The 12224-nt window shown below is 66.6% G+C and carries 13 protein-coding genes; 9 read left to right on the top strand and 4 right to left on the bottom strand.

Annotated features, from left to right (window positions below):
* The first annotated feature begins 126 nt into the window (after positions 1 to 126).
* Positions 127 to 1482 carry an IS5 family transposase gene (locus tag NS331_RS05045; protein ID WP_058640915.1) on the top strand — a complete coding sequence of 452 codons (1356 nt, stop codon included), beginning with the start codon at positions 127 to 129 and terminating at the stop codon, positions 1480 to 1482.
* A 305-nt stretch (positions 1483 to 1787) separates the two neighbouring features.
* Here NS331_RS05045 and NS331_RS05040 read toward each other — a convergent pair whose 3' ends face one another.
* The 3 genes from NS331_RS05040 to NS331_RS05030 are packed head-to-tail and all read right to left on the bottom strand — an operon-like array spanning position 1788 to position 5072.
* The gene (locus tag NS331_RS05040) at positions 1788 to 2912 is read right to left on the bottom strand and encodes a virulence RhuM family protein (RefSeq protein ID WP_058640914.1); all 1125 of its coding nucleotides are present in this window, start codon (positions 2910 to 2912) and stop codon (positions 1788 to 1790) included.
* Positions 2905 to 4434: a type I restriction-modification system subunit M gene (locus NS331_RS05035; protein WP_206597314.1), complete on the bottom strand. Its 1530-nt coding sequence runs from the start codon at positions 4432 to 4434 to the stop codon at positions 2905 to 2907. Before NS331_RS05035 ends, NS331_RS05040 begins: the two co-directional genes overlap by 8 nt.
* Before the next feature lie 20 nt (positions 4435 to 4454).
* Positions 4455 to 5072 carry a restriction endonuclease subunit S gene (locus NS331_RS05030; RefSeq protein WP_242873654.1) on the bottom strand — a complete coding sequence of 206 codons (618 nt, stop codon included), beginning with the start codon at positions 5070 to 5072 and terminating at the stop codon, positions 4455 to 4457.
* A gap of 241 nt (positions 5073 to 5313) precedes the next feature.
* Here NS331_RS05030 and NS331_RS05025 point away from each other — a divergent pair, with 241 nt between their 5' ends.
* The 5 genes from NS331_RS05025 to NS331_RS05005 all read left to right on the top strand — a co-directional run bounded on the left by NS331_RS05025 (position 5314) and on the right by NS331_RS05005 (position 10212).
* On the top strand, positions 5314 to 6207 hold the full coding sequence (locus NS331_RS05025) for a TauD/TfdA dioxygenase family protein (RefSeq protein ID WP_058640913.1): 894 nt from the start codon (positions 5314 to 5316) through the stop codon (positions 6205 to 6207).
* Between the two features lie 111 nt (positions 6208 to 6318).
* Positions 6319 to 7329, top strand: coding sequence for an ABC transporter substrate-binding protein (locus NS331_RS05020; protein ID WP_058640912.1), 1011 nt, complete (start codon positions 6319 to 6321; stop codon positions 7327 to 7329).
* Between the two features lie 10 nt (positions 7330 to 7339).
* Entirely contained in the window at positions 7340 to 8347 is a 1008-nt protein-coding gene (locus tag NS331_RS05015; protein ID WP_153012750.1) for an ABC transporter substrate-binding protein, read from the top strand.
* 57 nt (positions 8348 to 8404) lie between these two features.
* The gene (locus tag NS331_RS05010; RefSeq protein WP_082702261.1) at positions 8405 to 9298 is read left to right on the top strand and encodes an ABC transporter ATP-binding protein; all 894 of its coding nucleotides are present in this window, start codon (positions 8405 to 8407) and stop codon (positions 9296 to 9298) included.
* On the top strand, positions 9295 to 10212 hold the full coding sequence (locus NS331_RS05005; RefSeq protein ID WP_082702260.1) for an ABC transporter permease: 918 nt from the start codon (positions 9295 to 9297) through the stop codon (positions 10210 to 10212). Before NS331_RS05010 ends, NS331_RS05005 begins: the two co-directional genes overlap by 4 nt.
* Positions 10213 to 10225: 13 nt before the next feature.
* Here the strand turns inward: NS331_RS05005 and NS331_RS26575 are convergent, their stop codons facing one another.
* A complete protein-coding gene (locus NS331_RS26575; RefSeq protein ID WP_193758046.1) occupies positions 10226 to 10372 on the bottom strand; it encodes a hypothetical protein in 147 nt (48 codons plus the stop codon).
* Between NS331_RS26575 and NS331_RS05000 the strand changes: the two genes are divergently transcribed.
* The 3 genes from NS331_RS05000 to NS331_RS04990 all read left to right on the top strand — a co-directional run bounded on the left by NS331_RS05000 (position 10367) and on the right by NS331_RS04990 (position 12118).
* Positions 10367 to 10738 (top strand): DUF2946 family protein, encoded by a 372-nt coding sequence (locus tag NS331_RS05000; protein WP_058640921.1) that lies wholly within the window; start codon positions 10367 to 10369, stop codon positions 10736 to 10738. The two genes, NS331_RS26575 and NS331_RS05000, sit on opposite strands and share 6 nt — an antisense overlap.
* 161 nt (positions 10739 to 10899) lie before the next feature.
* Entirely contained in the window at positions 10900 to 11595 is a 696-nt protein-coding gene (locus NS331_RS04995) for an SCO family protein (protein WP_082702259.1), read from the top strand.
* A gap of 49 nt (positions 11596 to 11644) precedes the next feature.
* Positions 11645 to 12118, top strand: a complete 474-nt coding sequence (locus NS331_RS04990) for a copper chaperone PCu(A)C (protein WP_058640909.1) — start codon at positions 11645 to 11647, stop codon at positions 12116 to 12118.
* Positions 12119 to 12224: the final 106 nt, after the last annotated feature.

Below are 12224 nucleotides of genomic sequence, written 5' to 3'. Positions count from 1 at the left end.
TAGTCCGCCCTGAACAACCCGTAAGCCGTTGATCTTGCGCGAAGTTTCGCGGCTTGCCAGGCGCGGGATTTGCAATGTATTGGTTCGGCACAGTCTGTTTTCTTGCAAATTCCTCCGAGGAGTCTGATGGGTCCGAAGCCTTCGCAGCCGCAAACGGCCGAGCTGTTCCGTCCAAGGCTGGACGAGCAAATCAACATGAAGCACCCGCTGCTCAGGCTGGCGACGCTGATCGACTGGGCCGAGATCGAGCGCACGTTCGCGGTCTCGTTCACCTGCGGGCGTGGCCGCCCTGCGTTGTCGCCGCGCCTGATTGCCGGGCTGCTGTACCTGCAGCACACCTTCGATGCTTCCGACGAAGCCGTGGTCAACACCTGGGTCGAGAACCCGTACTGGCAGTTCTTCTGCGGCGAGACCTACCTGCAGACCGAAGCGCCTATCGATCCGTCCAGCTTGACGCGCTGGCGCCAGCGTGTGGGGGAAGAAGGCGTTGAAGCGCTGCTGGCCGCCAGCATCGACGCCGCCCGGCGTGGTGGCGTGATCCAGAAAGCCAGCGTGCAGCAGGTCATCGTGGACACCACGGTGATGCCCAAGGCCATTGCCCATCCCACCGACAGCCGGCTGCTGGACAGGAGCCGCCAGCACCTGGTCAAGGCCGCTGAGGACAACGGGCTGCGGCTGCGCCAGAACTACAACCGCGTGGCACCGCGCCTGGCCGCGCAGATCGGTCGCTACGCGCACGCCAAGCAGTTCAAGCGCATGAAGAAGGCCGTGCGCACGCTGCGCACCCGAGTGGGCCGCGTGCATCGCGAGGTGCAGCGCCAACTGCACGAGTTGCCCGAGGCGGGCAGAGCCCGGGTTCAGGATCTGCTGCAGCGCACCGGCCGCATCCTGGCCCAGCGCACGAAGGACAAGAACAAGCTGTACGCCCTGCACGCGCCCGAGGTGGAGTGCATCTCCAAAGGCAAGGCCAGGACGCCGTACGAGTTCGGCGTGAAGGTCAGCATCGCCACCACGTTGAAAGAGGGTTTGGTGGTGGGCATGCGCTCCATGCCGGGCAATCCGTACGATGGTCACACGCTGGCCGAGACGCTGGAGCAGGTGGGCATCCTCACCGGCACGGACAGGCCGCCGGCGACCGCGATCGTGGACAAGGGCTACCAGGGCGTGCAGATCGATGGCGTGCGCATCCTGCGCTCGGGCCAGAAGCGCGGCATGACCAAAACCCTCAAGGCCATGATCAAGCGAAGAAGCGCCATCGAGCCGGCCATCGGTCACATGAAGATGGACGGTCGCCTCGCTCGCAACCCGCTCAAGGGTGCGCTGGGCGATGCGCTGCACGCGGTGATGTGCGGCGCCGGCCATAACCTGCGCCTGATCCTGGCCGCGCTGCGGCTTTATTGCGCCCGCATCGGGTTGTCCGTGCAGGCGGTTGTGGCCGCGCTGATTGCCCATTCGCTCAACAACCGCACTGCCTACGGCTGAGAACGGAATTGTTCAGGGTGGACTCCTTAGAGTCACCAACGATATGTGCATGGTTGTTGACGTTCGCCTTGCCTTCAAAGTAGATAGTCATTGGGCGATCTCGGAACTTGAGGAAGTGATCACCGTCCTCGCCGATCAGGGCAAATGGTTCATCAATCCGATAGTGGTTAATGGAATCCAGCTGCCCAGTGGGACCAAAGTAAGGATATGGGCCCTGCATGCCTGCTCGGTCTGCCGCACTCAATGGGAAACGCAACGTGTTTCTGATTGCGCAGCTCTGGCCAACCGTAGTGATCCTCCATCCTTCAGGCAGCATCGCGCCCCCCCTTCTTCGGCGGTTGTGGCAATGCCTCGGCCGCAGCCAGCTCATCCGCAATGCCTTGTCCTTCCAACAGCCGGTCAAAGTCCGACTTGAACAGCCGATCCTGCACAACCCGGTATTTCTCGAACTCGCTTTCCGCATGGGCTTTGGCAATCTCCGCCGTCACCTTGCCCGCGTCCTGCAGCACCGCTCGGTCCGTCGCTTCGATGAAGCGATTCAGGCGCGTCTCCCAGTCCTGCATGGTCATCGGGATCTGCCGCAGCGCCATGTCTTCGGCCAGGTCCAGATAGGCCGACACCAGGCGCTGCAGTTGCGCCATCTCGCGCTCGCTCAGGTAGTTCTTGGCCACCACCACATCGAAGCGCTGGATCTTGCCCAGCGGCGCGTCCTTCCAGGCCGTCAGTCCCATGTGGTCCTTGCTGGCGTCGGCGCGGCTGTAGATCACCTCGGCCGCGGTCTGCCCGTGGATGGCCCAGTGCAGCTTGTTCTGCACGGTGGCAAAGAAGCGGTGGGTGGCCTGGGACTGGCGGTCGTAGTCGACGGCCGTGGCATAGATGTCGGTGATCTTCTGATAGAACTTGCGCTCGGAAAGACGGATCTCCCGGATGCGCTGCAGCTGCTCTTCGAAGTACTGCTTCGTCAGGAGGGAGCCGTCGTTCTTCAGGCGCTCGTCGTCCATCGCGAAGCCCTTGATGGTGAAGGACTCGACGATGCCACTGGCCCACTTGCGGAACTGCACCGCCCGCTCGGAGTTGACCTTGTAGCCCACGGCAATGATGGCGCCCAGGCTGTAGTGTTTGGTGTCGTAGGTCTTGCCGTCGGTGGCAGTGATTCGAAAATTTCTAATAACTGCGTCCTCGACCAGCTCCCGATCGGCAAACACCTTTTTGAGGTGGTAGTTGATGGTCGGCGTCTCTACGTCGTAGAGCTGCCCCATCATCTTCTGGGTCAACCAGACGTTTTCATCCGCATAGAGGGCCTCGACGCCGCCTTGGCCCGCCGCGGCCACGAAGGTCAGATACTCCGCCGCCGAGGAACGCGTGATGGCAGGCAGCGACTTCGCGGGCCTGGCCTTCGCCTTGCCGGCGGCGCCGGCAGGCTTACTCATAGCCCAGCTCCTTCAGGTAAACGGCCATCTGGGCCTCCAGGCTGGCCAACTCCGTCTTCAGCTGCTCGCGCTCCCTGCGCACGGCCATCAGGTCGATTTCGGCCTCTTCCTCGAAGGTGTCCACGTAGCGTGGGATGTTGAGGTTGAAGTCGTTCTCGGCAATCTCGGCCGGCGAGGCAAGGTAGGCGTACTTGTCCACGCTCTGCCGTGCACGGACTGTTTCAACGATGAGATCCAGGTCCTCCTTCTCCCGAAGGACGTTTTGATTCTTGCCAGGTTCATAGCCGCGGCTGGCGTCGATGAACAGCACCTTGTCGTCGGCCTTGTTCTTGCGAAACACCAGCACGGCGGCGGGAATGCCAGTGCCATAGAACAGCTTTTCGGGCAGGCCGATCACCACGTCGAGCAGGTTCTCTTCGATCAGCCGCTGGCGAATGCGGCCCTCGGCCGCACCACGGAACAGCACGCCATGCGGCACCACCACCGCCATGCGGCCGGTGCCGGTCTTCATGGTCTCGATCATGTGCAGGATGAAGGCGTAGTCGCCCTTGGTGCGCGGCGGCACGCCCCGGCGGAAGCGGCTGAACTTGTCGGCATCGGCCCCGTCGAAGCCCCACTTCTCCAGGCTGAACGGCGGGTTGGCCACCACGATGTCGAAGTGCTTGAGGCTGGCCTTGCCGTCGAGCAGCTTGGGGTTGCGGATGGTGTCGCCCCATTCGATGCGGTGGTTGTCCTCCCCATGCAGGAACATGTTCATCTTGGCCAGCGCCCAGGTGCTGCCGATGGCTTCCTGCCCATAGAGCGCGTACTTGCGTGAGCCGGTGTTCTGGCGGATCAGGCGGCCGCACTTCATCAGCAGCGAGCCGGAGCCGCAGGTGGGGTCGCAGATTTCATCGCCTTCTTGCGGCGCCATCAGCCGCGCCATGAGCGTGGAGACTTCGGGCGGGGTGTAGAACTCCCCCGCCTTCTTGCCGCTGGTGGAGGCGAAGTTCTTGATGAGGAACTCGTAGGCGTTGCCGATCACGTCGAGCTGGCCGACACGGCTGGGGCGCAGGTCCAGCGCCGGCTTGGCGAAGTCTTCCAGCAGGTGGCGCAGGATGTCGTTCTTCTGCTGTTCGTCGCCCAGCTTGTTGGAGTTGAAGCTGATGTCCTGGAACACATCGCGCAGCTTGGTGATGTTGGCGTCTTCGATGGCGTCGAGGGCCTTGTCGATGCGCTCGCCGTTGCCCGGACTGTGACGCAGGTTGTAGAGGGCATAGAAGCTGGCGCGGGCCGGCAACACGAAGCGCTCGTTCTTGAGCATTTCCTCGATCAGCTCGGGGTGGTCGCCATACTGCTTCTTGTAGTCGTCGTAATGGTCTTGCCAGACATCCGACACGTACTTGAGGAAGAGCATGGTCAGGACGAAGTCCTTGTAGATGCTCGGATCCACCGTGCCGCGGAAGGTGTCGCAGGCTGACCAGACGGCGGCATTGATGTCGTCCTGGCTGACCGGGGCGATGGTGCTGAGGGTGTCGTTCACGAGATGGCTTTCCGGGGTGTTCAGTGAGCGGGCTGGGCGGCTTGCGCCAGACCTTCCGCAAGCGCATGGAGTTGCTGCTCGCGGTTGCGGATGAGTTGGTGGAGGGTGCGGCGCTCTTGGCGGGCCAGGTCCGCCAGCGCCACGATGCGTTGTTGGTCTGCCATCGGCGGCACGGTCAGCGCGAGCGATTCCAGCACGGGGCGGCGGATGCTCAACTGGCCGCTGCCCTCAGCGGCTTGTTGAAGCTGACGCTGGAACGGCGGCTGGTTGATCTGCCACGCCAAGAAGGCAGGCAGCAGTGCGGCCCCACGCAGCACCTGAAGCAGAAAAAAGTGCGGGCTGCAGACGGCAGCGCCCGGCGGCTCGTCGATGCAGACGGCATAGAACCGTGCACCCCTGGCAACGAAGAGCACGTCGCCGGCCTTGAGCCAGCCCGGCTGCTTGCGTCCGGCGAGGGAGGTGCGGATGACGCCCGACCAGTTGACGCCGTGGTCGGGATCGACATCTTTCATCTGCACAGCCAGGGTGCCGCCGTTCGCCGACTCCTCGATGGAGCCACGAAAGGGGTATCCGCCTTGCAGCGAGGCCAAACCGCCAACCGTCGAAAGAACTGCATCAATCGGCATGATGCAGATCATAGAACCCTTCGCCAAATCCCGGAAAATTGCATCATCGCCAATGATGCATTTGCGCCACGGCTGCGCGTGCCCCGGTGCCACCCTGCGCGCTTGCTCGCTTCGCGCATGAGCAAACTCGCTTTCCGCCTTAGACGATTCCCTTGTTAGCAAGCGAGAACTCTGTCGTTCCCGCATCGAAGGCGCGTCCCTAGAGTCATGTCCATCGCCACCGCCCCGGTGGCCCCGACCCCACGCTCTGGCCATGACCGCCCACGCCCTTCTCGACGACGCCCACTCCCTGCTGCAGGATTTCGACATCCGGCCCCTGCCGGGCAGCTTTGCCGCCGAGGTGGTGGGCCTCGACCTCGGCCGCCCGCTTCTGGACGAAGACTTCGCCCGCATCCGCCGCGCGCACTTGGCGCACCCCGTGCTGGTGTTCCGCGGCCAGCGCATCACGCCGGCGCAGCATGTGGCGTTCAGCCGCCGCTTCGGGCCGCTGCAGATCCATGTGCAGAAGAAGTTCCAGCTCGCTGGCCATCCCGAAGTGCTGATCGTCTCGAACATCAAGGAGAACGGCGCGCCCATCGGCCTAGGCGATGCCGGCCACTTCTGGCACTCGGACCTGTCGTACAAGGAAAAGCCCAGCCTCGGCTCGCTGCTGCATGCGCAGGTGCTGCCGGCCGAAGGCGGCGACACGCTCTTCGCCGACCAGCATGCCGCCTGGGACACGCTGCCCGAGGCGCTGAAGGCCCGCGTGGCCACGCTGCGGGCCGAGCACAGCTACCTGGCCAAGTACGAGGAACTGCGCGCCCGCAGCCCCTGGCGTCCGGCCCTCACGGCGGCGCAACTCGAAGAGGTCAAGCCCGTGGTGCATCCGGTGGTGCGCACCCATCCCGAGACAGGCCGCAAGGCACTCTTCGTCAGCGAGCACTTCACCACGCGCATCGTGGACCTGCCCGAGGCAGAGAGCCAGGCGCTGCTGGCCGAGCTGTTCGCGCACAGCACGCAGCCCGCGCTGCAGTACCGCCACCAGTGGCAGCCGCACGACCTGGTGTTCTGGGACAACCGCTCGGTCACCCACCTGGCCGCGGGCACGCCCGACCACCTGCCGCGCAAGCTCTATCGCACCACCATCGAAGGCGACCAGCCCTTCTGATCACCCCAGGCGGCCGAACAGCCGCCTCACTCGGCCGACAGGGACGGGAAGACGACCCCAGGTCGGCTTCCGACAAAGACCCGCGCCCAACACATCCTGGAGAGGAAGCCCATGAAACCCATCACCCGCCGCCTGGCCGCCGTGCTCACCGCCGCCGGCTTGGCCACCGCCTCGCTGGCCGCCCATGCCGAAGGCCAGATCCGCATCGCGCAGCAGTTCGGCATCGTCTACCTGCTGCTGAACGTGGCGCAGGAGCAGAAGCTCATCGAGAAGCATGCCAAGGCCGCGGGCATCGACGCCAAGGTCGAGTTCGTGCAGCTGTCGGGCGGCTCGGCCGTCAACGACGCGCTGCTGTCGGGCAGCATCGACATCGCGGGCGCCGGCGTCGGCCCGCTGTTCACGCTGTGGGACCGCACCAAGGGCCGCCAGAACGTCAAGGGCGTAGCCTCGCTGGGCAACTTCCCCTATTACCTGGTCACCAACAATCCCAACGTCAAGTCCATCGCCGACTTCGGCGACAAGGACCGCATCGCCGTGCCCGCGGTGGGCGTGTCGGTGCAGTCGCGCGTGCTGCAGCTGGCCTCGGCCAAGCTGTGGGGCGACAAGGACTTCGCGCGCCTGGACAAGATCAGCGTGGCGCTGCCGCACCCGGACGCCGCCGCGGCCATCATCAAGGGCGGCACCGAGATCACGGGCCACTTCGGCAACCCGCCCTTCCAGGAGCAGGAACTGGCCGGCAACCCCAATGCCCGCATCGTGCTCAATTCCTACGACGTGCTCGGCGGCCCTTCGTCGGCCACGGTGCTGTACGCCACCGAGAAATTCCGCACCGAGAACCCCAAGACCTACAAGGCCTTCGTCGCCGCGCTGGACGAGGCGGCCCATTTCATCCGCAGCCAGCCCGAGCAGGCGGCCGACATCTACCTCAAGGCCACCGGCGCAAAGACCGACCGCGCGCTGCTGCTGAAGATCATCAGGAACCCCGAGGTGCAGTTCAAGACCGAGCCGCAGAACACGCTGGCCCTGGGCCAGTTCATGCACCGCGTGGGCGCCATCAAGAACCAGCCGCAGTCGGTGAAGGACTATTTCTTCGACGACGTGCTGAACGCGCAATCGAACTGAGGTGCGTGTGCTGCATCGACGCGACCTCCTCAAGGCCGGCGCCGTGGCCGCCCTGGGCCTCGGCGCCGCGGCTGCCCGCGCCGAAGGCCGCATCCGCATCGCGCAGCAGTTCGGCATCGGCTACCTGCTGCTGGACGTGGTGCGCGACCGCAAGCTGATCGAGAAGCAGGCCAAGGCGCTGGGCGTGCCGGTGGTCGAGGTGGAATGGTCCTCGATCTCCGGCGCCACGGCCATGAACGAGGCGCTGCTGGCCGGCTCGCTGGACATCGTCTCGGCCGGCGTGCCGCCCATGCTCACGATGTGGGACCGCACCCGCGGCCGCCAGAACGTGAAGGCCGTGGCCGCGCTCGGCTCCCTGCCCAACTACCTGCTGAGCAACAACCCGCAGGTGCGCACGCTCAAGGACCTGGGACCCAAGGACCGCATCGCGGTGCCCGCCGCGGGCGTGGGCTTCCAGTCCCGCGTGCTGCAGATCGAGGCGGCCCGGGTCTTCGGCCGCGACAACTTCAAGCGGCTGGACGAGCTCTCCGTCAGCCTGCCGCATCCCGACGCGACGGCGGCGCTCATCAAGGGCGGCTCGGAGATCAACACGCATTTCTCGAGCGCGCCCTTCTACTACCAGGCCCTGGCCGCCAACCCGGCGGTGCACAAGGTCATCAGCAGCTACGACATCCTGGGCGGGCCGGCCACCTTCAACGTGCTCTACACCACGCAAAAGTACCGCGACGAGAACCGTCTGGTCTACCAGGCCTTCTACAACGCGCTGGTCGAGGCCGAGCAGTTCGTCAAGGCCGACAAGGCCGCGGCGGCCGACACCTTCATCCGTGTGCAGAACTCGCGGCTCGACCCGGCCCTGGTGCGCCGCATCGTGCAGGACCCGGAGAACGACTTCACCGTTTCGCCCCAGCGCGCCCAGGTCTATGCCGACGAACTGTTCAAGCTCGGGGTGCTGCGTAACCAGGCCGCCTCGTGGAAGGACTTCTTCTTCGAGGAAGCCTGGCGCCGCCCGGGCAGCTGAGCCGGCCGCCGCTGCCACGCACCCCATCCTTCCTTTTTTACTGTCGACGCCCCTGCCATGACCGCCGCCACCGCCACCTTGCGAACCGCACCCGCCGCGGCACGCGCCGCAACGCCCCACCCGCGCCGCCAGCCCGAGCCGCCCGCGGCCCACGCCGACCTGGCCAGCACCGCCCTGCTCCAGGTGCAAGGCGTGAGCCTGGAGTACCGCACGCCCGAGCACGTGGTGCGGGCCACCCACCAGGTCAGCTTCGACGTGCACCAGGCCGAACGCTTCGTGCTGCTCGGCCCATCGGGCTGCGGCAAGAGCACGCAGCTCAAGGCCATCGCCGGCTTCATCCCGCCGGCGGAAGGCCACATCGCCCTGGACGGCCGCCAGGTGCGCGGCCCCGGCCCGGACCGCATCGTCGTGTTCCAGGAATTCGACCAGCTGCCGCCGTGGAAGACGGTCAAGCAGAACGTGATGTTCCCGCTGCTGGCCTCGCGCACGCTGGGCCGCCGCGAGGCCGAACAGCGCGCCCTGCACTGGCTGGACCGCGTGGGCCTGGCCCGCTTTGCCGACGTGCATCCGCACCAGCTTTCGGGCGGCATGAAACAGCGCGTGGCCATCGCCCGTGCCCTGGCCATGCAGCCGCGCGTCCTGCTGATGGACGAGCCCTTCGCCGCGCTCGACGCGCTCACCCGCCGCCGCATGCAGGAAGAGCTGCTGGCGCTGTGGGAAGAACTGCGTTTCACGCTGCTCTTCGTCACCCATTCCATCGAGGAGGCGCTGGTGGTGGGCAGCCGCATCGCGCTGCTCTCGCCGCATCCGGGCCGCATGCGGGCCGAGATCAACAGCCACGGCTTCGACCTGGCCAGCCAGGGCAGCCCGGCCTTCCAGGCCACGGCGCAGCGCATCCACCGCCTGCTGTTCGACGCGCCTGCCGCGGTCGCCGAAGGGAGCCCGGCATGAGCACGCCCACCGCCTTTCCGGCCGATGGCCGCGCAGCGGCCGCGGCCCTGCCGCCGCTGCCGCCCGTGCGGCCCGAGTACGAGCAGGCGCTCGAACCCTTCACCGCCAGCGCCGTCGAACGCCCGCTGCCCTGGACCGTGCGCCTGTGGCGCCAGGCCTGGCTGCGCAAGGGCCTGATCCTGCTGGCGCTGGCCCTGGTGTGGGAACTGTTGGCACGCTGGCAGGACAAGGACCTGCTGCTGCCCACGGCCAGTGCGACGGCCCGTGCGCTGTTCGAGGGCCTCGCCAGCGGCGAGCTGCTGGCCAAGACCGCCATCTCGCTCGGCGTGCTGGTGCAGGGCTATGCGCTGGGCGTGGGGCTGGCCTTCCTGCTGACCTCGCTGGCCGTCTCCACCCAGCTGGGCCGCGACCTGCTGGGCACGCTGACCTCGATGTTCAACCCGCTGCCGGCCATCGCGCTGCTGCCGCTGGCGCTGCTGTGGTTCGGTCTGGGCCAGGGCAGCCTGATCTTCGTGCTGGTGCATTCGGTGCTGTGGCCACTGGCGCTCAACACCTATGCCGGCTTCCAGGCCGTGCCCGAGACGCTGCGCATGGCGGGCCGCAACTACGGCCTGGGCGGCCTGCGCTACGTGGGGCAGATCCTGGTGCCGGCGGCGCTGCCGGCCATCCTGTCGGGCCTGAAGATCGGCTGGGCCTTCGCCTGGCGCACGCTGATCGCGGCGGAACTGGTGTTCGGCGCCAGTTCCGGAAAGGGCGGCCTGGGCTGGTACATCTTCCAGAACCGCAACGAGCTCTACACCGACCGGGTCTTCGCCGGCCTGGCGCTGGTGGTGATCATCGGGCTGCTGGTGGAAGGCCTGGGCTTTGCCACGCTGGAGCGGCTGACGGTGCGGCGGTGGGGGCAGCAGCGCTGAGCGTCCATCCGGTTCAGAACAGGTCGGCCGGAAAGCGCGGGATGTCGCCGGCCATGGCCAGTTCGTGGCCGATCTGGGTGTCGTCGCAGGTGGACACGCTCACCAGGGTGGCGGCAACTCGCTCCACATGCAGTTCACTATGGATAATGATCGAATGCATTGGCTGCGCAGTTCGTCCACGGTGGTCCGCCTCGTCCTGGCGTGGCTGCTGCTGACGCTGGGCGTGGCCTTCGCATCGCCTTGGGTCGCGCCCCAGGCCATGGAACTGGTCTGCGCCCAGGGTGGTTCCGTCAAGCTCGTCGTCGTTGATGACGACGGCAGGGCGCAGGCAACGATCCACCACGGACTGGATTGCCCGCTCTGCTTGGCCACCGGCCTTCCGCCATCGGTCGATCTCCCCACGCTACCCCAGGCACAGCCGTTGGCGCACGCGCTCCATCCCATCGTTCGCGCGCGCATCGCCGCGCTGGTCGGGGCACCGCTGCCGCCCCGAGGTCCGCCCGCCGTCCTGCTTCCGACGGCCTGACCGCCCGACGTCGCATCGCCGGTTGGCGGCGACGTGGCGCCGGTTCGGGAAGCCGGTTCGCATCATTCGCGCCTTCGCACACGGCTTGCGGCGCACGGACCCTCCGGGACCGTGCGGCCGCTTCAGCGCTGGCCGGCCTTCACCCACCGATTGGGTTTCCTATGGACGTTCCCCCTCCCGTGCCCTCGGCCTGTGTGCCAAGGGCTGCGCGCCCGCCGGCCTTGGCCACCGCGGCGCCCCCCCTCTCATTCCCTAGAAGCCGCCGGCGCTTCGTTCAGGCGGGTCTGCTGTCCCCTCTCGGCTTGATGCTGGCAGGCTGCGACGGTTTTCGCCCACCGCGCCTTGCCGTGAACGGCGTCGACATCACCGGCGCCGCTTACGCCCAGGACTTCCGTCTCCTCGACCCCGACGGGAAGGAGCGGACGTTGGCAGATTTCCGCGGCCAGGCAGTGCTGATGTTCTTCGGCTTCACGCAGTGCCCCGACGTCTGCCCGACGGCGCTCACGCGTGCGTCCCGCATCCGGGAACTGCTGGGACCGCTTGGATCGCAACTGCAGGTGATCTTCGTCACCCTCGACCCCGAGCGCGACACGCCCGAAGTGCTCCGCGCCTACACCGCCGCCTTCGATCCCAGCTTCCTCGGTCTGTACACGGACGTCGAAGGCACGGCCCAGACCGCCAAGGCCTTCCGCGTCTACTACCGCAAGGTGCCCACCGGCGCCTCCTACACGATGGACCATTCGGCATTGAGCTACCTGTACGACCCCCAGGGCCGCGTGCGCGTGGTGCTGCGGCACGAGCTGAGCGCCGAGCAGTGTGCGGCGGACGTACGCCAACTGCTCGCCAAGACGGCCTGAGCATTTCTCCCGCTCTTCTTCCCTTACTCGACACCCAAGGAGCCTTCGCATGACCTTCCCATTCCGCCCCCTCGCACTCGGCGCCCTGCTCTTCGCGGCCGCAGCGGCCCACGCCCAGGTCACCGTCAAGGACGCCTGGGTCCGCGCGACCGTGCCGCAGCAGAAGGCAACGGGCGCCTTCATGCAGCTGGAGTCGCCGCAGGACACGCGCCTGGTTTCGGCCAGTTCGCCCCTGACACCCACGGTCGAAGTGCACGAGATGGCCATGCAGGACAACGTGATGCGCATGCGCCAGGTGCCGGCGATCGATCTGCCCGCCGGCAAGGCGGTAGAACTCAAGCCCGGCGGCTACCACGTGATGCTGATGGACCTGAAGCAGCAGGTGAAGGTCGGCGAGACCGTGCCGCTGAGCCTGGTGTTCGAGGGCAAGGACGGCAAGCGCCAGACCGTGCAGGTCCAGGCGCCGGTACGTCCGCTCAAGAACGATGCCATGCCGATGACGCACGGCGAGCACACGCACTGAACCTTGGACGCCCCACGCCGGCCGGGTACGACGTGCGATGCCGCGCGGCCGATGGCACGTGGGGTCGCCCAACCTCTTTTCCACCCTTTCAGGTCATGGAACCCCC

It is taken from the genome of Pseudacidovorax intermedius, from assembly GCF_001476815.1.
Taxonomy (GTDB): Bacteria; Pseudomonadota; Gammaproteobacteria; order Burkholderiales; family Burkholderiaceae_C; genus Xenophilus; species Xenophilus intermedius_A.
This window is presented reverse-complemented; position numbering and strand designations above follow the sequence as displayed.